Annotated in this window: 22 protein-coding genes; 13 read left to right on the forward strand and 9 right to left on the reverse strand. The window is 63.9% G+C overall.

Going from position 1 to position 23,537, the window contains the following annotated elements; translation table 11 throughout:
- The first annotated feature begins 16 nt into the window (after positions 1–16).
- A complete protein-coding gene (locus CAF70_RS20155) occupies positions 17–481 on the forward strand; it encodes a TlpA disulfide reductase family protein (protein WP_039615075.1) in 465 nt (154 codons plus the stop codon).
- A 125-nt stretch (positions 482–606) separates the two neighbouring features.
- On the opposite strand, the gene CAF70_RS20160 is transcribed toward CAF70_RS20155, so the two are convergent.
- The 4 genes from CAF70_RS20160 to CAF70_RS20175 all read right to left on the reverse strand — a co-directional run bounded on the left by CAF70_RS20160 (position 607) and on the right by CAF70_RS20175 (position 5,374).
- Positions 607–1,011, reverse strand: coding sequence for an META domain-containing protein (locus tag CAF70_RS20160; protein WP_085626468.1), 405 nt, complete (start codon positions 1,009–1,011; stop codon positions 607–609).
- Positions 1,008–1,445, reverse strand: coding sequence for a hypothetical protein (locus CAF70_RS20165; RefSeq protein WP_085626469.1), 438 nt, complete (start codon positions 1,443–1,445; stop codon positions 1,008–1,010). Before CAF70_RS20165 ends, CAF70_RS20160 begins: the two co-directional genes overlap by 4 nt.
- Positions 1,446–1,476: 31 nt before the next feature.
- Positions 1,477–2,466, reverse strand: coding sequence for a 2-hydroxyacid dehydrogenase (locus CAF70_RS20170; RefSeq protein ID WP_085626470.1), 990 nt, complete (start codon positions 2,464–2,466; stop codon positions 1,477–1,479).
- Between the two features lie 154 nt (positions 2,467–2,620).
- Positions 2,621–5,374, reverse strand: a complete 2,754-nt coding sequence (locus tag CAF70_RS20175) for a response regulator (protein WP_085626471.1) — start codon at positions 5,372–5,374, stop codon at positions 2,621–2,623.
- Positions 5,375–5,567: 193 nt separating this feature from the next.
- Between CAF70_RS20175 and CAF70_RS20180 the strand changes: the two genes are divergently transcribed.
- From CAF70_RS20180 to CAF70_RS20210, 7 genes are all read left to right on the forward strand, one after another.
- Entirely contained in the window at positions 5,568–6,287 is a 720-nt protein-coding gene (locus tag CAF70_RS20180; protein WP_085626472.1) for a response regulator transcription factor, read from the forward strand.
- A gap of 3 nt (positions 6,288–6,290) precedes the next feature.
- Positions 6,291–7,682: a sensor histidine kinase gene (locus CAF70_RS20185; RefSeq protein ID WP_085626473.1), complete on the forward strand. Its 1,392-nt coding sequence runs from the start codon at positions 6,291–6,293 to the stop codon at positions 7,680–7,682.
- A 159-nt stretch (positions 7,683–7,841) separates the two neighbouring features.
- Positions 7,842–8,741 (forward strand): cysteine synthase CysM, encoded by a 900-nt coding sequence (cysM, locus tag CAF70_RS20190; RefSeq protein WP_043936067.1) that lies wholly within the window; start codon positions 7,842–7,844, stop codon positions 8,739–8,741.
- Positions 8,742–10,100, forward strand: a complete 1,359-nt coding sequence (gene rlmD / locus CAF70_RS20195) for a 23S rRNA (uracil(1939)-C(5))-methyltransferase RlmD (RefSeq protein ID WP_085626474.1) — start codon at positions 8,742–8,744, stop codon at positions 10,098–10,100.
- Between the two features lie 96 nt (positions 10,101–10,196).
- Positions 10,197–12,437, forward strand: coding sequence for a GTP diphosphokinase (gene relA, locus CAF70_RS20200; protein WP_085626475.1), 2,241 nt, complete (start codon positions 10,197–10,199; stop codon positions 12,435–12,437).
- Positions 12,438–12,561: 124 nt separating this feature from the next.
- Complete coding sequence (gene mazG / locus CAF70_RS20205; RefSeq protein WP_178076408.1) at positions 12,562–13,395, forward strand: nucleoside triphosphate pyrophosphohydrolase; 834 nt, start codon at positions 12,562–12,564, stop codon at positions 13,393–13,395.
- A gap of 26 nt (positions 13,396–13,421) precedes the next feature.
- On the forward strand, positions 13,422–13,961 hold the full coding sequence (locus CAF70_RS20210; RefSeq protein ID WP_085626476.1) for a DUF2058 domain-containing protein: 540 nt from the start codon (positions 13,422–13,424) through the stop codon (positions 13,959–13,961).
- 45 nt (positions 13,962–14,006) lie between these two features.
- On the opposite strand, the gene CAF70_RS20215 is transcribed toward CAF70_RS20210, so the two are convergent.
- The 4 genes from CAF70_RS20215 to purM form a co-directional block, all read right to left on the reverse strand.
- Positions 14,007–14,189, reverse strand: coding sequence for a hypothetical protein (locus tag CAF70_RS20215; protein WP_085626477.1), 183 nt, complete (start codon positions 14,187–14,189; stop codon positions 14,007–14,009).
- 304 nt (positions 14,190–14,493) lie between these two features.
- The gene (locus CAF70_RS20220; protein ID WP_085626478.1) at positions 14,494–15,204 is read right to left on the reverse strand and encodes a DUF3108 domain-containing protein; all 711 of its coding nucleotides are present in this window, start codon (positions 15,202–15,204) and stop codon (positions 14,494–14,496) included.
- Between the two features lie 8 nt (positions 15,205–15,212).
- Positions 15,213–15,866, reverse strand: coding sequence for a phosphoribosylglycinamide formyltransferase (gene purN / locus CAF70_RS20225; protein ID WP_085626479.1), 654 nt, complete (start codon positions 15,864–15,866; stop codon positions 15,213–15,215).
- The gene (gene purM, locus CAF70_RS20230; protein WP_085626480.1) at positions 15,866–16,924 is read right to left on the reverse strand and encodes a phosphoribosylformylglycinamidine cyclo-ligase; all 1,059 of its coding nucleotides are present in this window, start codon (positions 16,922–16,924) and stop codon (positions 15,866–15,868) included. The genes purN and purM overlap by 1 nt, the downstream gene beginning before the upstream one ends.
- 388 nt (positions 16,925–17,312) lie before the next feature.
- On the opposite strand from purM, the gene CAF70_RS20235 reads away from it, so the two are divergent.
- The 5 genes from CAF70_RS20235 (at position 17,313) to CAF70_RS20255 (ending at position 21,777) form a co-directional block, all read left to right on the forward strand.
- Positions 17,313–18,380 carry a DUF2066 domain-containing protein gene (locus CAF70_RS20235; protein WP_085626481.1) on the forward strand — a complete coding sequence of 356 codons (1,068 nt, stop codon included), beginning with the start codon at positions 17,313–17,315 and terminating at the stop codon, positions 18,378–18,380.
- A 12-nt stretch (positions 18,381–18,392) separates the two neighbouring features.
- Positions 18,393–19,466: an AI-2E family transporter gene (locus CAF70_RS20240; protein WP_085626482.1), complete on the forward strand. Its 1,074-nt coding sequence runs from the start codon at positions 18,393–18,395 to the stop codon at positions 19,464–19,466.
- 152 nt (positions 19,467–19,618) lie between these two features.
- A complete protein-coding gene (gene hda / locus CAF70_RS20245) occupies positions 19,619–20,326 on the forward strand; it encodes a DnaA regulatory inactivator Hda (protein WP_003252443.1) in 708 nt (235 codons plus the stop codon).
- A gap of 124 nt (positions 20,327–20,450) precedes the next feature.
- A complete protein-coding gene (locus CAF70_RS20250) occupies positions 20,451–21,104 on the forward strand; it encodes a C40 family peptidase (protein WP_085626483.1) in 654 nt (217 codons plus the stop codon).
- Between the two features lie 139 nt (positions 21,105–21,243).
- Entirely contained in the window at positions 21,244–21,777 is a 534-nt protein-coding gene (locus tag CAF70_RS20255) for a C40 family peptidase (protein ID WP_013971371.1), read from the forward strand.
- On the opposite strand, the gene CAF70_RS20260 is transcribed toward CAF70_RS20255, so the two are convergent.
- Positions 21,743–23,089 (reverse strand): sorbosone dehydrogenase family protein, encoded by a 1,347-nt coding sequence (locus CAF70_RS20260; RefSeq protein ID WP_085626484.1) that lies wholly within the window; start codon positions 23,087–23,089, stop codon positions 21,743–21,745. The genes CAF70_RS20255 and CAF70_RS20260 overlap by 35 nt on opposite strands.
- Positions 23,090–23,537 lie beyond the last annotated feature (448 nt).

Consider the following 23,537-nt stretch of genomic DNA (forward strand, 5'->3'; position numbering starts at 1 on the left):
CGAGAAGGATTGACCCATGGCAAGGCGTCTGGCAGCAGTACTGGCCATCACCGCGAGCCTGTTGCTCGGTGGTTGCGGTGCCGATTATGGCGTGGACCAACACGGTAATACGGTTAAGGCCGAACAGATCGATGGGCACTGGCTGGTGCTCAATTACTGGGCCGAATGGTGCGGGCCGTGCCGTACCGAAATCCCTGAGCTGAACGCGGCAGCCAAGCAGTGGGCGGCCGACGGAATCAAGGTGGTGGGGGTGAACTTCGATGGCTTGCAGGGGCAGGAGCTGAAGCAGGCGGCGGAAACCCTGGGCATCGCTTTCACCGTATTGGCGCAGGACCCGGCCGAGCGCTATGACCTGCCACGTAGCGAGGCATTGCCGGTGACCTACATCATCGATGACAAGGGCAAGGTGCGGGAACAGCTGATGGGCGAGCAAACCCAGGAAGGGCTGCAGGCCAGGATCAAGGCCCTGAAGGGCGCCTGAAGTCAGCCTGTACCGGCCCTATCGCCGGCAAGCCAGCTCCCACAGGTACTGCGCAGGGTTCATATGCTGTGCTGTACCTGTGGGAGCTGGCTTGCCGGCGATAGGGCCGGTACAGGCAATAGCGATCAGCCTTCCTCAGGCCAGAAGCGCAGCGGTTTGCCTTCGGCCGGCCAGAAACGTACCTGCTCAATCGGCGACACGTCCCAGCGCTGCACTGTTTCCAGCGCCTGCAGGAAGCGCTTTTCCTGCTCCATCAACGCCGGCGCGCAGAGCTTGCGGGTCTTGCCGACCTTGCCGAAGCTCAGGTGCTCGCCGTCCAGTGTGTACGGCGCGAACCAGTGGTTGCAGCCACCGTTGCCATAGGCACGGCCATCGCTGGCCAGGGTCAGGGTCAGGTGGCTGTAGTCGATCAGTGGCCGTTCGCCAATCCACTCCAGCACGTAGCTGCGCTCCTGCTGCAGCCTGGAAGGTTCCGCGGCACAGCCGAGCAGGCCGGTGGCAATCAGCAAGCCGGTCAGCAGATTCTTCACTCGGCGGCCTCCTGGCAACGCGGGCACAGGTGTTTTTCGCCATGGCTGGCCCAACCCAGCTCGGCAACGCGGGCGCTGGCGGCAGGCTGGCGGGCTTTCTTGCCCAGCTTGGCGTCCACGGCGAACTCGAAGTCCAGCACGGCGTCGCAGCTGTCGCAGGCGACCTGCCAGGTGAGGATTTCCAGCTCGTTGAATACCGGCCCGCTGGCCACGGCAACCCACTGGCCGCGCGGGTTGATCAGGTGACGCACGCTCTCCACTGTCAGGCGCATGGACAGGTCTTTGCTGCCCTTGAGGGTAACCAGCAGGGTGTCGCCTTTATGCATCGAACCGCCATTGCCGGTGACCTGGTAACGGCCCGGCACCAGTGCACGGCACTCGATCAGGGTGTGTTGCGGGTTGAAAAGGGTGTAGCGGAAATCGTGCTCGACCATGGGTCCTCCAGAAATGCCGCGTATCCTAGCATTAACCCATCACCAGATTCTGTGGATTGCCTGCCGCCCAGCGGTTGATGTTGTCCAGCGTGGTCGCGGCGATGGCATCCAGTGCCTCGCGGGTAAGGAAAGCCTGGTGGGCGGTGATGATCACGTTGGGGAAGGTCAGCAGGCGGGCCAGTACGTCGTCCTGCAGTGGCAGGTCGGAACGGTCCTCGAAGAACAGCTGGGCTTCTTCTTCATAGACGTCCAGGCCCAGGTAGCCGAGCTGGCCGCTCTTCAGCGCGTCGATCAGCGCCGGGGTGTCGACCAGCGCGCCGCGGCCGGTGTTGATCAGCATGGCGCCGGGCTGCAACTGGGCCAGGCTTTGCGCATTGATCAGGTGCCGGGTGTGTTCGGTCAGCGGGCAATGCAGGCTGATGATGCGGGCTTCGCGCAGCAACTCGGGCAATGGCAGGTAGCGCGCGCCCAAGGCCAGCAGTTCGGGGTTGGGGTAGGGGTCACAGGCAAGCAACTGGCAGCCGAAACCGGCCATGATGCGAGCGAAGGCGGCGCCGATCTGGCCGGTACCGACCACGCCGACGGTCTTGCCGTGCAGGTCGAAGCCGGTAAGCCCGTGCAGAGTGAAGTCACCCTCGCGGGTGCGGTTGTAGGCCCGGTGCAGGCGCCGGTTGAGAGCCAGGATCAGAGCCACGGCGTGTTCAGCCACGGCATGTGGCGAGTAGGCCGGTACACGCACCACGGCCAGGCCCAGGCGTTTCGCGGCGGCCAGGTCGACGTGGTTGTAGCCGGCCGAACGCAGGGCGATAAGGCGCGTGCCACCGGCAGCCAGGCGTTGCAGGACTGCGGCGTCGAGTTCGTCATTGATGAAGGCGCAGACGACTTCGTAGCCATCGGCCAGGGCGGCGGTGTCGAGGGTCAGTCGGGTGGGCTGGAAATGCAGGTCCAGGGTTGTGCCGCTGGCGGCCCGGGTGAAGCTTTCCTGGTCGTAATGCTGGCTGCTGAACAACAGGGCGCGCATGGTGGGTTCCTTTTTCCACTGAAGGAGGTACAGCATACCTTGAACATGGCGCGGGCCACTGTGGGAGCGGGCGTGCCCGCGAAGAAGACTTCGCGGTGGATGGCACGGGCTTCGCCCGTGTTCGCGGGCACGCCCGCTCCCACAGGGAACTATGTCAGGCGCTCAATCTGGCCTGGGCAGCCAGCCGGTCGATAGCCGCATCCAGTTCATCCAGCGCCTGCTGCGCCTGCGGGTTGTCCTGCTTGAGCAAGGTCTCGCTACGCTGACACGCTGCACGCAACTGCGGCACGCCGCAATAGCGCGAGGCGCCGTTCAGGCGGTGCACCTGTTCGATAAGCCCGGTGCGGTCGTCAGCCTCGCGCGCGGCGCGTATGGCTTCGCGGTCGGCATCCAGCGAGGCCAGCAGCATGCTCAACATGTCGGCGGCCAGGTCTGGCTTGCCTGCCGCTAGGCGCAGGCCTTCGTCGGGGTCGAGTACCTTCAGTTCGTCGTTGTTGGCCAGCTGCTCGGCGTGTGCTTGCTGCGGTGTGCCCAGGCTCAGGCCGGTCCATTTCATTACCACCTGGACCAGTTGCCGTTCGCTGATCGGCTTGGTCAGGTAGTCGTCCATGCCACCGTGCAGCAATGCGCGTTTCTCGTTGGCCATGGCGTGGGCGGTAAGGGCGACGATTGGCAACGGATTGCCGCTTTGGGTGTTTTCCCACAGACGGATCTGCTCGGTGCAGGCGCGGCCGTCCATGCCGGGCATCTGCACGTCCATCAGCACCAGGTCGAACGGCTCGTCCTGCACCGCCTGCACCGCCGCATAGCCGTTGTCGACGGCCAGCACTTCGGCACCCAGGTCTTCGAGCAGGGTCTGCACCAGCAGCAGGTTGGCGGCATTGTCGTCGACGCAGAGGATCTTCGGCTGGCGCTGGCCGTTGATGCTGGTCACCTCGCCCTGCGGGCGGCGCGGCTGCACCAGTTCCAGCAACAGGCGGCGCAGTTTGCGCGTGCAGGTCGGCTTGGACAGCAATTGGCCATGGCCGTTGGGCAGGTACGGATGGTAAAGCGCCTGCTCGGTGGTCGGGCACAGCACTACACACTGGCAATGGTAGCGTTCGAGCTGCTGGTGGTAACGGCCCAGTTGCTCCGGCGACAGGCTGCCCAGGTTGGCCCCGAGCACGGCGAAGTCGAACGGCAGAGCGGCCTGGCTGGCGGCCTGCACGCCCTGCAGCAACTGGTCGTAGGAGGCGAACAGGCTAACGCTGAGGCCGCAGTCTTGCAGTTGGTGTTCCAGTGCCTGGCGCGCCAGTTCGTGGCCATCGACGATGGCCGCGCGGCGGCCCAGCAGCGGTTGCAGCGGCATCTCCTCGACACCGTCGTGGGCCTTGGGCAGGTTGAGGCTGATCCAGAACTGCGAACCCTCGCCCGGGGTGCTGTCGACGCCGATTTCGCCGCCCATCTGCTCGATCAGGCGCTTGGAAATCACCAGCCCCAGGCCGGTGCCGCCGGGCTGGCGGGCCAGCGAGTTGTCGGCCTGGCTGAAAGCCTGGAACAACGTACGCACATCCTGCGGCGACAGGCCGATGCCGGTGTCCTGCACGCTGATGCGCAGCTGCGCGCTGTCTTCGTGCTCGTCTTCGAGCATGGCGCGCACGACGATGGTGCCTTCGCGGGTGAACTTGATGGCGTTGCTGACCAGGTTGGTAAGGATCTGCTTGAGCCGCAGCGGGTCGCCAATCAGCGACGACGGGGTATCGCGGTAGATCAGGCTGAGCAGCTCCAGCTGCTTGGCGTGGGCGGCCGGGGCGAGGATGGTCAGGGTGTCCTGGATCAGGTCGCGCAGGTTGAACGGGATGCTGTCGAGCACCAGCTTGCCGGCCTCGATCTTGGAGAAATCGAGGATCTCGTTGATGATCCCCAGCAGGTTGTCGGCGGATTTCTCGATGGTGCTCAGATAGTCCAACTGGCGCGGTGTCAGCTCACTTTTCTGCAGCAGGTGGGTGAAGCCGAGGATACCGTTGAGCGGGGTGCGGATTTCGTGGCTCATGTTGGCCAGGAATTCCGACTTGATACGGCTGGCCTCCAGGGCTTCCTTGCGCGCCATGTCCAGCTCGATGTTCTGGATCTCGATGGTTTCAAGGTTCTGGCGCACGTCCTCGGTGGCCTGGTCGATGCTGTGCTGCAGCTCTTCGTGGGCATTGTGCAGGGTTTCGGCCATGCGGTTGATGCCGCGCGCCAGTTCATCCAGCTCATGGCTGCCCATGGCCGGCAGGCGTTCCTCGAGGTGGCCGTCCTTGAGCTGGTTGACTGCGTGCTTGATACGCTTGATGGGGTCGTTGATGGTGCGGCTCATGCGCAATGCCAGCAGGCCGCTGAGCACCAGGCAGGCGAGGATCAGCAACAGGCTGGTGAACAGGTTGCGGTAGCCGCGCAGCAGGGTGCCGTCGTGGGACAGCTCGATCTCGACCCAGCCCAGCAGGCGTTCGGCTTCGGCCGGTACGGCATCGGTGGCCAGGTCGCGGTGGTGGCCGAATACCGGCATCAGGTAGCGCGTGGCATCATTGCCGCTGCGTTGCAGCAGCTGGGTGCCGGTGCCGCCGCTGGGCGGCTGATTGAGCATGCTCGGGCCGGCGTGGGCCAGGCGCGTGCGGTCCGGGGCCAGGAAGGCGACGGCACGCACATCGGCCTGCTCCAGGGTCTGCGCGGCAATGCGCTCCAGTTGCGCCGGTGCCAGCCTGGCCATGGCGGGCGCGGCCAGTGGTGCCAGTTGCTCGGCGATCATCTTGCCGCGCTGCAGCAGTTGGGTGCGCAGGTCGTTCTGCTGCAGCCAGGTGAAGTAACTACCCAGCACCACGGCCATCAGGCCGGCTGGCAACAGGGCCAGCAGCAGGACCCGACTGCGAATTCCCAAGCGATCGAGCACACTCGCCTCCTGTCACGTGCCTGGACGCCGTCAAGCGCTGACGGCCAAGCCGGGAAGTTACTCCGCCTGCTGCGCTATTGCACCTTTTTAGTCGGTGTTTTGCACCGTTGCAGGGGCCTTGGTCGCAGGGCGGTTGCCTGGCAGGCGCGGGATGCTCAATAATCGTGTAATTGAGAATGCATGGCAGTTGCTAATGAATCCTGTGTCTATTAACAGCTCCAATATCCTCGCCATCGAGGATGACCCGGTCCTCGGTGCCTACCTGCACGAAGAATTGCAGCGCGGCGGTTTCCAGGTGACCTGGTGCCGCAACGGCCTGGAGGGCCTAGAAACGGCAGGGCGCCAGGCGTTCGATGTGGTGCTCATGGACATCCTGCTGCCCGGGCTCAACGGTCTGGATGCCCTGGCGCAGTTGCGCAAGCGCAGCGCCACGCCGGTGATCCTGATGTCGGCGCTGGGCGCCGAGGCCGACCGCATCAGCGGTTTCCAGCGCGGTGCCGACGACTACCTGCCCAAGCCATTCAGCATGGCCGAGCTGCAGGTGCGCATCGAGGCTATCCTGCGGCGCGTGGCCCTCGAGCGGCGCCATCAGGCCCCGCAGGTGCAGGCCGCCAGTGGCGACCTGCACTATGACGAGGCGCTGTGCGACGTGCGCCTGGAGGGTCGCCTGGCCGGCCTGACCCCCAGCGAGTTCCGCCTGCTCGACATCCTCAACCGTAACATCGACGAAGTGCTGAGCAAGCCGTTCCTCTACCAGCAAGTACTGCAGCGAGGCTATTCGCGGCACGATCGCAGCCTGGACATGCACGTCAGCCAGATCCGTCGCAAACTCAAGGGCATCGGCTATCACGAACGGCAGATCCGCACCGTGTGGGGCAAGGGCTACGTGCTCAGCGTCGGCGAGGTGGAGTGACACATGCTCGACCGCCATTCGCTGTTCTGGAAGCTGGCGATCCTGTTGGTGGGCTTCTGCCTGCTGATGATCGGCCTCAGCTACACCTGGGGCCGGCACATGGAAACCCGGAACGCCTTCCTCTCGGAGCCGGCGCGGCAGGCCTTGCGTGGTTATGCTGCCGAGGCCGAGCAGGCCTGGCGCAGTGGCGGGCGGGCAGGGCTGGACAGGTGGGTGGCGGCGATGCACCAGCGCGAACGCGGCTGGGTTGGCGTGCTCGACTTCAACCTGCAGCCGCTGGATAGCGCCACTCTCGACCCCCGGATCATGCAGCGGCTGACCCGCCTGCGCGGTGTCGACTGGCCGATGAGCCGGCGCAGCGTCGAGCAGCCGTGGCTGCGCATACCGTTCCCGGGGGCGCCGGAACAGGGCATGTTGGTGATCGAACTGCCGCAGCGCTTCAACCCCGGCCAATACCGCATGCTGTGGCGCATCGTCACCAACGGCATCATCCCTGGCCTGTTCACCCTGCTGTTGTGCGTGGGCCTTTACCGCATGCTGATCGTGCCCTTGAACCAGTTGCGCGAGCAGGCCAATGCCTGGCGCGCCGACCAGTTGTCGGCGCGCCTCGACCCACGCACCATCGCCCGGCATGACGAGCTGGGCGAACTGGCTCGAGCCTTCGACCAGATGGCCGAGCGCCTGCAGGGCACGGTAGCCATGCAGCAGCAGTTGCTCCGTGACCTGTCCCATGAAATGCGCACGCCACTCAGCCGGCTGCGGGTGGCTTGCGATGGCGAAACCGACCTGCAGCGCCTGCGTGACCGCCTGACGAGGGAAGTGGACTGCATGCAGCAACTGGTCGAGGACACGCTGCAACTGGCCTGGCAGGACGCCGAACGTGCGCCGATGAATCTGGAGCCGATCGAGGTGCAGGCGCTGTGGGAGCTGCTGGCCGAGAATGCCAGCTATGAAAGCGGCTGGGCACTGGCGCGGCTGCGATGCGAAGTGCCGGCCGACTGTTGGGTGCAGGGCAACCTCAATCACCTGGCCCAGGCGCTGGAGAACCTGTTGCGCAATGCCATTCGTCATTCGCCGGCCGAGGGAGTGGTGCGCCTCGGTGGGCAGCGTGAAGGTGAGTACTGGAGGTTGTGGCTGGAAGACGAGGGCGGTGGCGTTGCTGAAGAAGACCTGGAGCGGATCTTTGCACCGTTCTCGCGGCTGGACGGTTCGCGGCCCGGCGATGGCGGTTTCGGCCTGGGGCTGAGCATCGCCCGCAGTGCCATCCAGCGCCAGGGCGGCACCTTGTGGGCGCAGAATGGCAAGCATGGGCTTAGGTTGTGCATGAGATTGCCGTTACATGTGCCGGCCCTTTCACGGGCATGCCCGCTCCCTCAGGTTCAGCATTTATCTTGAATGCAGCGCAATCCCTGTGGGAGCGGGCGCGCCCGCGAAGAGGCCGGTACAGTTTATCGATATAGCTTGTAGCTATATCCACCACAGATTGCGTGATATGGCCGAGAAGGGTTTGCCGGTATGATAGGCACCCCTGCCGACCGGATTGTGAAATACGCCATGACTTTGCAGTACCCAACCATCGCCGATTGCGTCGGCAATACGCCCCTGGTTCGCCTGCAGCGCATTGCTGGCGAAACCAGCAACACCCTCCTGCTCAAGCTCGAAGGTAACAATCCCGCCGGCTCGGTAAAGGACCGCCCGGCACTGTCGATGATCACCCGCGCCGAACTGCGCGGCCAGATCAAGCCCGGCGACACCCTGATCGAAGCCACCTCCGGCAACACCGGCATCGCCCTGGCGATGGCTGCTGCGATCAAGGGTTACAAGATGATCCTGATCATGCCCGACAACTCCACCGCCGAACGCAAGGCGGCCATGACCGCCTACGGCGCCGAGCTGATCCTGGTGACCAAGGAAGAGGGCATGGAAGGCGCCCGTGACCTGGCCGAGAAGCTGCAGGCCGAAGGCCGTGGCCTGGTGCTGGACCAGTTTGCCAACGGCGACAACCCCATCGCCCACTACAACAGCACTGGCCCCGAGATCTGGCAGCAGACCCAGGGCACAATCACCCATTTCATCAGCTCCATGGGTACCACCGGTACGATCATGGGCTGCTCGCAGTACCTCAAGGAACAGAACCCGGCGGTACAGATCATCGGCCTGCAACCAATGGAAGGCTCGGCCATTCCGGGCATCCGCCGCTGGCCCGAGGAATACCTGCCGAAAATCTTCGACGCCAGCCGCGTCGACCGCGTGGTCGACATGTCGCAGCAGGAAGCCGAGGAAACCACCCGCCGCCTTGCCCGTGAAGAGGGCATTTTCTGCGGCGTGTCTTCCGGTGGTGCAGTCGCCGCCATGCTGCGCCTGTCCCGCGAGGTGGAAAATGCCACGATGGTCGCGATCATCTGCGACCGCGGCGACCGTTACCTGTCCACCGGCCTGTTCGATCCGAGCTAAATGTCCAAGAAAAAAAGCAACAGCGGCCTGCGCTTCCAGCCGGCCGGTGGCAACCGCAGCCCCCAGGTCCCGGTGGGCAAGAAGCAGCGCCTGGAAATCGAGCGCCTTGCCGGTGACGGCCGGGGTATCGCCTTCCACGAGGGGCGCACCTGGTTCGTCAGTGGCGCCCTGGCCGGTGAGGCCGTGGAGGCGCGGGTGCTCAATGCCCGTGGAAAAGTGGTCGAGGCCCGCCTGGAGCGCCTGCTGCAGGCCAGCCCCGAGCGCCGTCAGGCACCGTGCCGCTATTACGAGCGCTGCGGCGGCTGCAACCTGCAGCACCTGCCGCACGAAGCGCAGCTGGCGCTCAAGCAGCGCACCCTTGCCGAGCAGTTGCAGCGCGTGGCCGGCGTGCAGCCCGACGAGTGGGCCGCACCGCTGAGCGGGCCGGAATTCGGTTACCGACGCCGCGCCCGCGTGGCCGTGCGCTGGGACATCAAGGCCCGCCAGCTGGAGGTCGGCTTCCGCGCCGAAGCCAGCCAGGACATTATTGCCATTGACGATTGCGCGGTGCTGGTACAGCCCTTGCAGTCGATTCTGCGCCACTTGCCGACCGTGCTGCGCTCGCTGAGCAAGCCGCAGGCGCTGGGCCATGTGGAGCTGTTCAGCGGCACCGCCGAGGCGCTGTTGGTGCGCCATGTCGCGCCGCTGCCCGCCGAAGACCTGGCCAGGCTGCAGGCGTTCTGCGAGCAGGCCAATGCCCAGCTGTGGCTGCAGGGTGAAGGGGAGCCGGCGCCAGTGGATCCGGCTGCGCAACTGGGCTTTGCCCTGGCGCCGTGGCAGCTGGAACTGGCCTGGCGCCCAGGTGACTTCGTGCAGGTGAATGCCCAGGTCAACACGGCGATGATCGAGCAGGCCCTGGCCTGGCTCGCACCGCAGGCCGACGAGCGCGTGCTGGACCTGTTCTGCGGCCTGGGCAACTTTGCCCTGCCGCTGGCTCGCCAGGCGCGCGAAGTGGTTGCCGTGGAAGGTGTGCAGGCCATGGTCGAGCGGGCCGCGGCCAACGCCCGGAACAACAATGTGCATAACGCACGGTTTTTTCAGGCCGATTTATCGCAGCCTTTGGCGGGTGCCGGATGGGCCGCCGAGGGCTTTTCTGCGGTACTCTTGGATCCACCGCGCGACGGTGCTTTCGAGGTGGTGCAAGGCATCGCCCGCCTCAAGGCCAGAAGGCTGGTCTATGTATCGTGCAACCCGGCCACGCTGGCGCGAGACGCCCAGGTGCTGGTCGGCCAGGGGTACCGGTTAAAAAGGGCCGGGATTCTCGACATGTTTCCTCAGACGGCGCATGTCGAGGCCATGGCGTTATTCGAAGCGGGCTAGCTGACTGGCCCCTTGGTGCGGCTTGCACGGAATGTTGGCCGCACGGTGATCGCCAGCGCACCTGCGTGGTGTGCTGTATGGAAAGGTAAAACAAAGATGGTACAGGTGAGAGTGCACCAGCCGGTCAACACTGACGGCAGTATCAATCTCGAAGCATGGTTGGACCATGTGGTAAGCGTCGATTCGGCACTGGATCGCGCAGCGCTGAAAGAGGCCTGCGAGTTTGCCCATGAAGTCGAGAAAAAGGGCAACCCGGCCAAGCATTCCTGGGCGGACGGCACGTCCAGTTTCCAGGCAGGCCTGGAGATCGCCGAAATCCTCGCCGACCTCAAGCTCGACCAGGATTCCCTGGTGGCGGCGGTCATCTACCGCTCGGTGCGCGAGGGCAAGGTGACCCTGGCCGAAGTCAGTCAGCGCTTTGGCCCGGTGGTGTCCAAGCTGATCGACGGCGTGCTGCGCATGGCCGCCATCAGCGCCAGCCTCAGCCCGCGGCAATCGCTGGTGCTGGGCTCGCAGGCGCAGGTCGAGAACCTGCGCAAGATGCTCGTGGCCATGGTCGATGATGTGCGCGTGGCGTTGATCAAGCTCGCCGAGCGCACCTGCGCGATCCGTGCGGTCAAGGCCGCCGACGACGAGAAACGCCTGCGTGTCGCGCGCGAGGTGTTCGACATCTATGCGCCGCTGGCGCACCGTCTGGGTATCGGCCACATCAAGTGGGAGCTGGAAGACCTGTCCTTCCGCTATCTCGAACCCGACCAGTACAAACAGATCGCCAAGTTGCTGCACGAGCGGCGGCTGGACCGCGAGCGCTTCATCAGCGATGTGATGAACCAGCTGCAGAACGAGCTGCTGGCCACTGGCGTCAAGGCCGACATCAGCGGCCGGGCGAAACATATCTATTCGATCTGGCGCAAGATGCAGCGCAAAGGCCTGGAATTCAGCCAGATCTACGACGTGCGGGCGGTACGGGTGCTGGTCCCGGAAATCCGCGACTGCTACACCGCGCTGGGTATCGTGCACACCCTGTGGCGGCACATTCCCAAGGAGTTCGACGATTACATCGCCAACCCCAAGGAGAACGGCTATCGCTCGCTGCACACCGCGGTGATCGGCCCCGAGGGCAAGGTGCTGGAAGTGCAGATCCGTACCCACGGCATGCACGAAGAAGCCGAGCTTGGGGTTTGCGCCCACTGGCGCTACAAGGGCACCGACGTCAAGTCCAGCTCCAACCATTACGAAGAGAAGATCTCCTGGCTGCGCCAGGTGCTTGAATGGCACGAAGAGCTGGGCGACATCGGTGGCCTGGCCGAGCAGCTGCGGGTTGACATCGAACCGGACCGGGTCTACGTGTTCACTCCGGACGGCCACGCCATCGACTTGCCCAAGGGGGCCACGCCGCTGGACTTCGCCTACCGCGTGCACACCGAAATCGGCCACAACTGCCGCGGTGCCAAGATCAACGGGCGCATCGTGCCGCTCAACTACAGCCTGCAGACCGGCGAGCAGGTCGAGATCATCACCAGCAAGCACGGCAACCCCAGCCGTGACTGGTTGAACTCCAACCTGGGTTACGTCACCACCTCGCGAGCGCGGGCCAAGATTGTGCACTGGTTCAAGCTGCAGGCACGCGACCAGAACGTCGCCGCCGGCAAGACCTTGCTTGAACGCGAGCTTAGCCGCCTGGGCCTGCCGCAGGTGGATTTCGAGCGACTGGCAGAGAAGACCAACGTCAAGACCGCCGAGGACATGTTCGCCTCGCTCGGTGCCGGCGACCTGCGCCTGGCACACCTGGTCAACGCCGCCCAGCAGTTGCTGGAGCCCGAGCGCATCGAGCAGATCGAACTGGTACCACGCAAGCCTACCGGGCCGCGTACCGGCAAGCGCGGTGACATCCAGATCCAGGGTGTCGGCAACCTGCTGACGCAGATGGCCGGCTGCTGCCAGCCGCTGCCGGGCGACGCCATCGTCGGCTACATCACCCAGGGCCGCGGCGTGAGCATCCACCGTCAGGACTGCGCCTCGGTGCTGCAGTTGGCGGGCAAGGAGCCGGAGCGCATGATTCAGGTCAGCTGGGGGCCGATCCCGGTGCAGACCTACCCGGTCGACATCGTCATCCGTGCCTACGACCGCCCGGGCTTGCTGCGCGATGTGTCGCAAGTGCTGCTGAACGAGAAGATCAACGTGCTGGCGGTGAACACCCGCTCGAACAAGGAAGACAACACTGCGTTGATGTCGCTGACCATCGAGATTCCGGGCCTGGATGCGCTGGGGCGCTTGCTGGGGCGGATCTCGCAGTTGCCGAACATCATCGAGACGCGGCGTAATCGTACCCCTTGAGACCGCGGTGGCTTCTTCGCGGGCTTGCCCGCTCCCACAGGTCAAGTGCATATCTGAAGATTTGCACCATCCCTGTGGGAGCGGGCAAGCCCGCGAAGAAGCCACCACCGAAGGACCTGCTTACATGATCTACACCCTCGAAGACCTGCTGCACCTCATGGCCCGCCTGCGCGACCCGCAGTACGGCTGCCCGTGGGACCTGAAGCAGAACTACGCGAGCATCGTCCCGCACACCATCGAAGAGGCCTACGAGGTTGCCGACACCATCGAGCGCGGCGATTTCGAGCACTTGCAAGGTGAACTGGGCGACCTGCTGTTCCAGGTGGTCTACTACAGCCAGCTCGCCCGCGAGGAGGGGCGTTTCGAGTTCGACGGCGTGGTCGACAGCATCACCCGCAAGCTCATTCGTCGTCACCCGCATGTGTTCCCCACCGGCGAGCTGTACGCGCCGGTGGACGCCCCCAGCCTGAGCGAGGCCCAGGTCAAGTCACGCTGGGAAGAAGTCAAGGCTGAAGAGCGCGCGGAAAAGAGCCAGCCCGAACAATTGTCGCTGCTCGACGACGTACCGGCGGCATTGCCGGCGTTGTCGCGGGCAGCCAAACTGCAAAAGCGCGCGGCCACGGTCGGTTTCGACTGGCCTGCGGCATTGCCGGTGCTGGACAAGGTCCGCGAAGAGCTGGACGAAGTGCTGCAGGCCATGGCCGACGGCGATGCCGATGCGCTCGAGGATGAAATCGGCGACCTGCTGTTCGCCACCGTCAACCTGGCTCGTCACCTCAAGCATGATCCGGAACATGCCCTGCGCCGCGCCAATCGCAAGTTCGAGCGGCGTTTCCGCTTCATCGAACAGGCATTGCGTGACAGTGGCCGCCCGATCGAAGATTGTAACCTTGACGAACTGGATGCCCTTTGGGGTGAAGCCAAACGTCAGGAAAAGAACCTGCCCAGCTGCGGCTGAGCTGTTGCATAAGTGAGTGAACATTCATGAGCCTTTCCCTTCGCGACCAACTGCTCAAAGCCGGTCTGGTCAACCAGAAACAGGTTTCCCAGGCCACCAAGGCCGAGAAGAAACAGAAACGCCTGGAGCACAAAGGCCAGGTCGAGGTGGACGACAGCCAGCAGCGCATGGCCAAGGAAGCCATGGCCGAGAAAGCCAGGCGTGACCAGGAACTGAACCGCCAGCAGCAGGAAAAAGCCGAGCAGAAAGCCCGCGCCGCGCAGATCAAGCAGTTGATCGAAGCGACTCGCCTGCCGAAGCTGAGCACCGAGGACTACTACAACTTTGTCGACGACAAGAAGGTCAAGCGCATTGCCGTCAATGCCCTGATGCGGACCAAGCTGAGCAACGGTGCGCTGGCCGTGGTGGCCCATGCCGGCGGTTACGAGGTCATCCCCCGTGAAGCGGCAGTGAAGATCCAGGAGCGCGACCCTAGCCGTATCCTGCTGCTCAACACCCATGTCGAGGAAGCGAACGAGGACGACCCGTACGCGGCCTACAAGATCCCTGATGATCTGATGTGGTAAACACGAAAAACCCCGCCTTGGCGGGGTTTTTCATTTGAAGATGGGTCATTGCGTGGCGCGCTGGTTTTCCAGGTTTTCCAGCTCCGTACGGTACTGGTGCGCTTCATATTCGTTGTGGAACATCCCCACCAGCTGGCCTTGTTGGTGCACATCCCAGATCCGCACACCAGCGGCCAGGCCTTCGTGGGACATTTTCGATTCGTCGCGTTCGGTTACTTGGACTGTCATCGTCAAACTCCACTGCTTGAGTTGGTTGCGACACTGTGTCGCACACCCTCTTTATAGAGTTTGTTAGCAGGCTAAGTAAATAAAACCGGGATGAAACAAGTTTCATGATGCTGAAGTTGTGTTGCCTGGGCTGGCCCTATCGCCGGCAAGCCAGCTCCCACAGGTACTGCGCTGGGCTCAGGCTGTGTGAGGTCTCTGTGGGAGCTGGCTTGCCGGCGATAGGGCCGGTACAGACAATCCAGAAACCCCAGGCAGAAAAAAGCCCCGCACATGGCGGGGCTTTGGTGCTGCTGGCAGCGCTGGCTCAGTTGCCCTTCACCGGCTTGCCATCGACCGTGCCATCCTGCAGCACGATCACGTATTCCTTGCCATCGGTCTCGACCTGGCGCAGTTGCACCAGCAGGTAGTCCCAGTTCTTGGCGAACCACAGCTCGGTGATGCGCTTGCTCTGGCTTGGGTCGCGCACGCGCTCGACCTTCACCGCATCGACCTGGCCGGTCTTGGTGGTGACCTTTTCGGTGCCCAGCACGCGGAAGTCGTAGGTGTCGATCTCGTCACCGTCGACTACCTGGTAGGTCATGCTCTTCTTGCCGGCGGCCACGTCATGCTGCAGGGCCAACTGGTAGGACGACTTGTCCAGCACGCCACGGTTCAGCGGCAGGCTGACGGCGTCGCCACGGTCACTGCCGGTGACCTTCTTGCTGTTCCAGTCGAAGGCCAGGTCGACCTTCTTGGCCTTGCCCAGGCCGCCACGCTCGAAGTGGTACTTCTGCGGCAGCAGGGTGTCGTTGTCCATGCGCAGGGTGCTTTGCTCGGTCAGGCTGGCGATCATCATGGAAGCCTTGAAGTTAAGGTCCCAGGTACCGTTGGCATTCTTGACCAGGCTGCGCTCGGCGGTGCCGCTCATGGGCAGTTGCTTCCAGTCGGCGGTATAGCTGGCCGAGAAAGGCTTCAGATCAGCTGCCTGGAGGGGCAGGGCGAGCACGGCGAGAGCCAAGAGCAGGGCGCGACGCATAAATTCTCCTAGGATCGAATCAAGTGACCGCTGGCCGCCAGGGGCTGGCCGTCCAGTAATGCACCCTGTTCGCCAAGACGCAAGCGCCCTTCAGCGAACCAGCGCACCGCCAGCGGGTAAATCAGGTGCTCCTGGCGGTGTACCCGCTGTGCCAGGCTTTCGACGGTGTCGTCTGACACCACCGGTACCACAGCCTGTACGACCAATGGGCCGCCATCGAGTTCCTCAGTCACGAAGTGTACGCTGCAGCCATGCTCGGCGTCGCCTGCCTCCAGTGCCCGGCGGTGGGTATGCAGGCCCTTGTACCTGGGCAGCAGCGACGGGTGGATGTTGAGCAGGCGGCCCTGATAGTGGCGTACGAAGTCGCCACTTAGAATGCGCATGAAACCGGCCAGCACCACCAGGTCCGGGGCGAAAGCGTCGATGCGCGCCATCAGTGCGGCATCGAAGGCTTCCCGGCCGTCGAACTGGGTGTGCTCGAGCACGACGCTGTCGATACCGGCCGCCGCGGCGCGCTGCAGCCCGTAGGCATCGGCGCGGTTGGAAACCACCGCACGGATGCGCACCGGGCTGTCCTGGCCTTGGCAACTGTCGATCAGGGCTTGCAGGTTGCTGCCGGAACCCGACAGCAGTACCACTACATTGCAGGTCTTGCTTGGCATCAGTGTGCCTTGAGGTTCTGCAGCTCGACCTGGGCAGCGCCCTCGGCGGCTTCGGCGATGTGGCCGATCACCCATGGCTGCTCGCCAGCGGCGCGCAGTTCGTTCAGGGCAGCTTCTACCTGATCCTGGGCCACGCAGATGACCATGCCGACGCCACAGTTCAGCACGCGGTGCATCTCATGCTCGTCGACGTTGCCTTTTTCCTGCAGGAAGTCGAACACTGCCGGGCGCTGCCAGCTGGCCACGTCGATGACCGCCTGGGCGTTGGCCGGCAATACGCGCGGGATGTTGTCCAGCAGGCCGCCACCGGTGATGTGGGCCATGGCCTTGACCGCGCCGGTGTTCTTGATCAGCTGCAGCAGTGGCTTGACGTAGATGCGGGTAGGCGCCATCAGCAGGTCGGCCAGCGGTTTGCCGCCCAGCTGGGTGTTCTCGATGTCGGTGCCGGACACTTCGAGGATCTTGCGGATCAGCGAGTAGCCGTTGGAGTGCGGGCCCGAGGACGGCAGAGCGATCAGTGCGTCGCCGGTGGCAACCTTGGAACCGTCGATGATTTCGGCCTTTTCCACCACGCCGACGCAGAAGCCGGCCAGGTCGTAGTCTTCGCCTTCGTACATGCCGGGCATTTCGGCGGTTTCACCACCGACCAGCGAGCAGCCGGCCAGTTCGCAACCGGCACCGATGCCGGTAACCACGGTGGCGGCCACGTCGACGTTCAGTTTGCCGGTGGCATAGTAGTCGAGGAAGAACAGCGGCTCGGCACCGCATACGACCAGGTCGTTGACGCACATAGCGACCAGGTCCTGGCCGATGCTGTCGTGCTTGTTCAGGTTCAGTGCCAGGCGCAGTTTGGTGCCAACGCCGTCGGTGCCAGAGACCAGCACCGGCTGCTTGTAGCCGGCCGGGATCTCGCAAAGGGCGCCGAAGCCGCCCAGGCCACCCATGACTTCAGGGCGTGCGGTGCGTTTTGCCACGCCCTTGATGCGTTCGACCAGTGCTTCGCCGGCGTCGATGTCTACACCGGCGTCCTTGTAGCTCAGGGAGGGTTGCTTGCTCATTGATCCAGGCCTTTAGGAGGGAGGGATTCTTAAAAACGACCATGACGGCCAAGGCCGGCTGGTAAAGGGCGGCTGCCTGAAACGTCAGTGGTCTGTGAAGGCGCGCGATTTTATCAGGGTTGCCGGGCAGCGGCCATCCTCAGGCCGACGGGCAGGGCATGAAAATGGTTAAAAAGTGGGAAGTGTCCGCCTTTGATTGTTTCGGTGTCCGGGAGATCGAGCGCCGCGCGGGCAGCGCTCGATCTCCCAGCCGCTGAACCTCTCAAGGCGAACGCCTGTCAGACCCGACACATCTCCCCCGCAACCAATCTTTCACCCCTCGCGACTGGTTACCTTGCGCCCCCGTGTATAAGGTATAGGCATTGCGGTAAATGGACAGGAATCCTCCATGCGTCTCTTCAATATTCTGGCAGTCGGTTGCCTGGCCCTGATCTCGGCCGCTGCCCAGGCTGAAAATGTTTCCGGCCTTTACCAGGTGCGCGAGCCGGTCACCGGGCAGGGCGCCGAAGCCCGTGCCGCGGCTACCGTCCAGGCACTCGATACCCTGGTAACGCGCCTGACCGGCGACCCCAAGGCAGTGCAAAGCCCGGCATTGGCCGCGCTGCGCAAGGACCCGCAGCAAATCATCAACCAGGTTGCCAGCGAAGCCGGGCCACCCGAGTCGGTGCTGGTCGAGTTCGACCCTGGCAGTACCGAACAGGCTTTGCGCAAGGCCGGCCTGGCCCTGTGGGGCAGCAACCGTCCCTCGATCCTCGGCTGGTGGCTGAACGACAGTGCCGAAGGCAGCAGCCTGGTCGGTGATGGCCAGGCCAGTGCCCAACCCCTGCGCCGTGCCGCCCAGCACCGTGGCCTGCCGTTGCGCCTGCCGCTGGCCGATCTGCAGGAGCAACTGGTGGCCAATGCCGAGCACATCGAAGGCAGCGACCCGGCCCCGTTACGCGAAGCCTCCGAGCGCTATGGTGCCGATGCCTTGCTGGCCGTGCATGCCCGGGAAACCGATGGCAAATGGCAGGGCAAGTGGCAGCTGTGGCTGGGCGACCAGCGTGAGCAAGGCACTGCCGAGGGTGCCGACCCGGCAGCGTTGGCCGACGCCGTGATGCTGGCGCTGAGCAACCGCCTGGCGCCGCGTTACGTCACCCGTCCGGGTGCCAGCAGCCAGTTGCAGGTGCAAGTGCAGGGGATGAACCTGCAGCGCTACGCTGAACTGGCCCGCGTGCTCGAACCCTTTGGCCCGCGCCTGCAAATGGCCGAAGGCAGCACCCTGACCTATGGCGTCACCGCCAACCGCGAGCAACTGCGTGCCCAGCTCGGCCTGGCCAAGCTACAGGAAGTACCGGTAGAGCAGGCGCCTGTGGTGCCGGCCACGCCAGCGCCGGCAGACGCTGCCGGGGGCGGGCAAGCAGTGCCGGCCCAGCCTGCCCCCAAGCCGTTCGACGGTTTGCGTTTTCGCTGGTAAGGGGAGCACACCGTGACTGACGTACGTCGCTGGATCTGGCTGGGTGTTGCCCTGCTGGTCGCTGTGCTTCTTTATAGCCTGCACAACATTCTTACCCCGTTCCTGGTCGGCATCCTGCTGGCTTACCTGGCCGACCCGCTGGTCGACCGCCTGGAACGCCTTGGGCTTTCGCGCACCTGGGGCGTGGTGGTGGTGTTCGGCCTCTTCACCTTGCTGTTGCTGGCCTTGCTGCTGGTGCTGGTGCCGCTGCTGGCCAAGCAGCTGGTGCGCCTGTATGAGCTGGCGCCGCAGATGCTCGACTGGCTCGAGCACGTGGCATTGCCCTGGGTGCAGAGCCGCCTGGGGTTGGCTGACGGCTTCTGGAAGTTCGACAAGATCAAGGCTGCCATTGGCACACACATGGGCCAGACCACCGATATCGTCGGTGTGCTGCTTTCCCATGCCACCGCCTCGGGCCTGGCGCTGATGGCCTGGCTGGCCAACATGGTGCTGATCCCGGTGGTGGGTTTTTATCTGCTGCGCGACTGGGACCTGATGATGGCCAAGCTGCGGGGGCTGCTGCCGCGCCAGCGCGAGCCGCAAGTCATGGGCCTGGCGGGCGAATGCCATGAGGTGCTGGGGGCGTTCGTGCGCGGGCAATTGATGGTGATGGTGGCGCTGGGCTTCATCTATTCGGCCGGGCTGATGCTGGTGGGGCTGGAGCTGGGGCTGCTGATCGGCATGCTCGCCGGGCTGGCTGCCATCGTGCCGTACATGGGCTTCATCATTGGCATTGGCGCAGCCTTGGTGGCTGGCCTGTTCCAGTTTGGCGGCGACCTGTATCCGATGCTGGGCATCGTCGCGGTGTTCATGGTCGGGCAGGCGCTGGAAGGCATGGTGCTGACCCCGCTGCTGGTGGGCGACCGCATCGGCCTGCACCCGGTGGCGGTGATTTTCGCGATCCTGGCCGGCGGTGAGCTGTTCGGCTTCACCGGGGTATTGCTGGCGCTGCCGGTGGCGGCGGTGATCATGGTGCTGCTGCGGCATGTGCATGACCTGTACAAGGAATCGGACATGTATGCCGGGGATGTCGACCCGGATTTGTGATCCTGGGGGCCGCTTTGCAGCCCCATAATGGCGCAACCTGTTGATTTTACTTGTGCTATCCGCTGCCGTGATTGTGTGCCCCGCGCTGCGGGTATAGACTTTGCAAATTGTTCACCAAAGGCCCCCTGCGGTCCTGTCGACCGCCCGCGAGCATGAAACCACCGATCCAGTTGCCCCTGGGTGTGCGCCTGCGCGATGACGCCACCTTCATCAACTACTATCCGGGCGCCAATGCTGCGGCATTGGGCTACGTCGAGCGGCTATGCGAAGCCGACGCCGGCTGGACCGAGAGCCTTATCTACCTGTGGGGCAAGCAGGGTGTTGGCCGTAGCCACCTGCTGCAGGCCGCCACCCACCGCTTCCAGCAACGCGGCGAACCAGCCGTCTACCTGCCGCTGGCACAATTGCTCGATCGTGGCGTAGAGCTGCTCGACTACCTGGCCCAGTATGAGCTGGTGTGCATCGACGACCTGCACGTGATCGCCGGCAAGGCAGACTGGGAAGAGGCCATGTTCCACCTGTTCAACCGCCTGCGTGATAGCGGCCGGCGCCTGCTGCTGGCTGCCTCGGCATCGCCGCGCGAACTGCCGATCAAGCTGCCGGACCTGAAGTCGCGGCTGACCCTGGCCCTGGTGTTCCAGATGCGTGGCCTGTCCGACGAAGACAAGCTGCGCGCCCTGCAACTGCGCGCTTCGCGCCGTGGCCTGCACCTTACCGACGAAGTCGGCCACTTCATCCTCACCCGCGGCGCACGCAGCATGAGTGCGTTGTTCGACCTGCTCGAACGCCTCGACCAGGCCTCATTGCAGGCACAACGCAAGCTCACCATCCCTTTCCTCAAGGAAACCCTGGGCTGGTAGCCCGAAAACGCTGGGCCAGAGCGGCAAAACAAAAAAGTCACATCTTTTTCGATAAAATTTGCAAATGGCCATGATAGAGGGCATAGTTTCACCCTTCTAAAGGATTACAGACACGGTCGTGCCCATGCTCAAGCGCTTCGCACCCCTCGTGCCACTCGCACTCGTGACCCTGCTTTTTGGCTGCGCGGCCCAAGGCCCGGCTTCTCATTCAGAGCAGCAGCTCCAGGATCACACCCCGATCGCCGCACATTCGGCGTTCAAGGCCAAAGCCTCGTCCTCGTCGGTATTCGGCGAGCCGGAAGAGCTGGCCACCGAAGATGACCTGGAGGCCTTCTCCAGCAGCAAGCCTTACCAGTTGCCAGCGCTGGCTGACAGCATTCTCGAGCGCGGCATGTCGTTGATCGGCACCCGCTACCGCTTCGGTGGTACCTCGGAGAAGTCCGGCTTTGACTGCAGTGGCTTCATCGGCTACCTGTTCCGTGAAGAGGCGGGCGTGACCTTGCCGCGCTCCACGCGTGAAATGATCAACGTCGATGCCCCGAAAGTGGCCCGCAACAAGCTCAAGCCAGGTGACCTGCTGTTCTTCAGCACCAACGGCCGCGGCCGCGTCAGCCATGCCGGCATCTACCTGGGTGACAACCAGTTCATCCACTCCAGCAGCCGCCGTAGCGGTGGCGTGCGCATCGACAGCCTCGGTGACCGTTACTGGAGCAAGACCTTCATCGAAGCCAAGCGTGCCTTGGCCATGGCGCCGACCACCAATATCGCGCGCAACTGATAGCAAAATGATATATCCTGCCGCGGCGGCGATGCTTTGTGAAAAGCTCGCCGCCGTGCACATTTATAGAAAGCGTCTAATCTAAATTCTCAACTCTTTTCGGCTGCGGCCCAGCGGTCTCAGACAGGATGTTCTGGCCATGGTAAAGATGGCGCGCTTCGCATTTCTCTCCCTGGCAGCCTTGCTGGCTGCCTGCTCCAGCCGTGCGCCTGCGCCGGCCCCTGTGGTACAGCCGCAGGTTACCTATAGCCAGCCCAGCCCTTCGCCCATTGCCGATGACGTACTGATGCGCGCTATCGGCCTGGTGGGCACGCCTTATCGCTGGGGCGGCAACACCCCGGACTCCGGTTTCGATTGCAGTGGCCTGATCAAGTACGTCTACCGTGATGCTGCCGGCATAAGCCTGCCGCGTTCCACGCGTGAGATGATCGTCATGCGCGCGCCGACCGTGGATGCCAAGTCGCTGCAGTCCGGTGACCTGGTGTTCTTTGCCACCAGTGGCGGCTCGCAGGTCAGCCACGCTGGCATTTATGTAGGGGAAGGGCGCTTCGTGCATGCCCCATCGAGCGGTGGTACGGTGCGCCTGGACTACTTGTCAAACAGCTACTGGGCCAAGGCTTACCTGCAGGCCAAGCGCGTCATTCCGCAAGGGCATCTGGCGCAGAACCCCTGAGGACAGGCGGGGCTTTGCTTACCCGCCAGACCACATTGCCGACATCATCGGCTACCAGCACGCCGCCACGCCCGTCGGTGATTACGCCGACCGGGCGCCCTTGGGCCTTGCCATGCTCATCAAGAAACCCGGTAAGCAGGTCCACCGGCTTGCCCGAGGGTTTTCCTGACGGGTCGAACGGCACGAAAATGACCTTGTAGCCACTGTGCGGCTTGCGGTTCCACGACCCGTGCTGGCCCACGAATGCCCCTTGGTCGAAGGGCGGTGGTAACCCATTGGGTTCGGCGAATGCCAGCCCCAGCGATGCCGTATGTGGGCCTACGGCATAGTCGGGCACCAGCGCCTGGTTCACTTTTTCAGGCGCTGGTGGTTGCACGCGCTCGTCCACGTGCTTGCCATAGTAGCTGTATGGCCAGCCATAGAAACCGCCGTCCTTAACGGAAGTGATGTAGTCCGGTACCAGATCGCTGCCAATCTCGTCACGCTCGTTGACTGCCGTCCACAACGCACCGCTGTGTGGCTCCCAGGCCAGGCCGTTAGGGTTGCGCAGGCCGGTGGCGAACAGGCGGTGCTGGCCGTTGGCTGGGTCCACTTCCCAGATCGCGGCGCGCCCCTGTTCCTTGTCCAGGCCGTTTTCGCCGACGTTGCTGTTGGAGCCGACTGTCACGAAAAGCTTTTTACCGTCAGGGCTGGCGATCACGTTCTTGGTCCAGTGGTGATTGAGCGGCCCGCCTGGTAACTCGACCACCGGTTGGCCTTCATTGCGAATTTGCATGGCACCGGGCTCATAGTGAAAGCGCAGCAGCCTGTCGGTGTTGGCTACGTAGAGGTCCTTACCGACCAGGACCATGCCGAACGGCGAGTTGAGCTCCTCGATGAAGGTTGTGCGGATTTCTGCCACGCCGTCGTGGTCGGCGTCACGCAGCAGGGTGATACGGTTGGCGCTGGGCACGCCTGCACCTGCCCGCTTCATCACCTTCTTCATCACCCAGCCGCGCAGGCCCTTGCCATCTTCTGGCTTTGGCGGGGCGTTGGTTTCGGCTACCAGAACGTCGCCGTTGGGCAACAGGTACAGCCAGCGAGGGTGGTCCAGTCCGCTGGCGAACGCTTTCACCTGGGTGCCAGGTGCTGCTTCGGGCTTGACGTCCTTGGGCCAGCCCACTGCCGGAGCGATATTCACGGTGGGGAGGGTGGTCTTGACCGGAGCGGGCAGCTGGGGCGTTGGGCCACTGCCGTCGAGTACATTCAGCAGGGCGGTTTCGCCGCAGGCAGTCAGGCTGGCGGCCAATAACCAAGGCGTCAGGTGTTTCATGGGCGGCGTCCTCCTAAGAAGGTCTATGGAACTGAGAGGTCGGCGACGTTCGCCGGGTTCCCAGGAACCATCTAACTGCCGTTGCCGTTGCCGTTGCCGTTGCCGTTGCCGTTGCCGTTGCCGTTGCTTTTGTTTTTGCTTTTAAGCGCGCGATAGTTCAGGCGCTGCCGATTGCGACTTCAGGAGGCCGAGCGAAGGGACTGCGGAGGGAGGTGACGGGCATGGATGCCCGTCAAGCGCTGAGGCCCCATGGATGGGGCCTGCAGCGCGTACTCCCGGGAGCAGGCCCGTAGCGAGGGAACCCCGGAGCGCAGCGTAGGGGCCGGATGATGGGAGCCGACGGTTTTTGTGGGCCTGTCCCATGGCAGCGGACGCCAAGAAGCTGGCTAATGAGCCAACTGCCTCAAGCCTTTTGCATATTCGTTCGGTGAACGATAGCCCAGTGCTG

It is taken from the genome of Pseudomonas sp. B19(2017) (assembly GCF_002113165.1).
Classification (GTDB): Bacteria; Pseudomonadota; Gammaproteobacteria; order Pseudomonadales; family Pseudomonadaceae; genus Aquipseudomonas.

What these genes read in the sequence shown, in the direction of transcription:
- CAF70_RS20155 (WP_039615075.1), top strand. Translation starts at nt 17, where the DNA reads ATGGCAAGGCGTCTGGCAGCAGTACTGGCCATCACCGCGAGCCTGTTG.
- CAF70_RS20165 (WP_085626469.1), bottom strand. Translation starts at nt 1,445, where the DNA reads ATGGTCGAGCACGATTTCCGCTACACCCTTTTCAACCCGCAACACACC.
- CAF70_RS20170 (WP_085626470.1), bottom strand. Translation starts at nt 2,466, where the DNA reads ATGCGCGCCCTGTTGTTCAGCAGCCAGCATTACGACCAGGAAAGCTTC.
- CAF70_RS20180 (WP_085626472.1), top strand. Translation starts at nt 5,568, where the DNA reads ATGAATCCTGTGTCTATTAACAGCTCCAATATCCTCGCCATCGAGGAT.
- CAF70_RS20185 (WP_085626473.1), top strand. Translation starts at nt 6,291, where the DNA reads ATGCTCGACCGCCATTCGCTGTTCTGGAAGCTGGCGATCCTGTTGGTG.
- cysM (WP_043936067.1), top strand. Translation starts at nt 7,842, where the DNA reads ATGACTTTGCAGTACCCAACCATCGCCGATTGCGTCGGCAATACGCCC.
- rlmD (WP_085626474.1), top strand. Translation starts at nt 8,742, where the DNA reads ATGTCCAAGAAAAAAAGCAACAGCGGCCTGCGCTTCCAGCCGGCCGGT.
- relA (WP_085626475.1), top strand. Translation starts at nt 10,197, where the DNA reads ATGGTACAGGTGAGAGTGCACCAGCCGGTCAACACTGACGGCAGTATC.
- mazG (WP_178076408.1), top strand. Translation starts at nt 12,562, where the DNA reads ATGATCTACACCCTCGAAGACCTGCTGCACCTCATGGCCCGCCTGCGC.
- CAF70_RS20210 (WP_085626476.1), top strand. Translation starts at nt 13,422, where the DNA reads ATGAGCCTTTCCCTTCGCGACCAACTGCTCAAAGCCGGTCTGGTCAAC.
- CAF70_RS20215 (WP_085626477.1), bottom strand. Translation starts at nt 14,189, where the DNA reads ATGACAGTCCAAGTAACCGAACGCGACGAATCGAAAATGTCCCACGAA.
- CAF70_RS20220 (WP_085626478.1), bottom strand. Translation starts at nt 15,204, where the DNA reads ATGCGTCGCGCCCTGCTCTTGGCTCTCGCCGTGCTCGCCCTGCCCCTC.
- purN (WP_085626479.1), bottom strand. Translation starts at nt 15,866, where the DNA reads ATGCCAAGCAAGACCTGCAATGTAGTGGTACTGCTGTCGGGTTCCGGC.
- purM (WP_085626480.1), bottom strand. Translation starts at nt 16,924, where the DNA reads ATGAGCAAGCAACCCTCCCTGAGCTACAAGGACGCCGGTGTAGACATC.
- CAF70_RS20235 (WP_085626481.1), top strand. Translation starts at nt 17,313, where the DNA reads ATGCGTCTCTTCAATATTCTGGCAGTCGGTTGCCTGGCCCTGATCTCG.
- hda (WP_003252443.1), top strand. Translation starts at nt 19,619, where the DNA reads ATGAAACCACCGATCCAGTTGCCCCTGGGTGTGCGCCTGCGCGATGAC.
- CAF70_RS20250 (WP_085626483.1), top strand. Translation starts at nt 20,451, where the DNA reads ATGCTCAAGCGCTTCGCACCCCTCGTGCCACTCGCACTCGTGACCCTG.
- CAF70_RS20255 (WP_013971371.1), top strand. Translation starts at nt 21,244, where the DNA reads ATGGTAAAGATGGCGCGCTTCGCATTTCTCTCCCTGGCAGCCTTGCTG.
- CAF70_RS20260 (WP_085626484.1), bottom strand. Translation starts at nt 23,089, where the DNA reads ATGAAACACCTGACGCCTTGGTTATTGGCCGCCAGCCTGACTGCCTGC.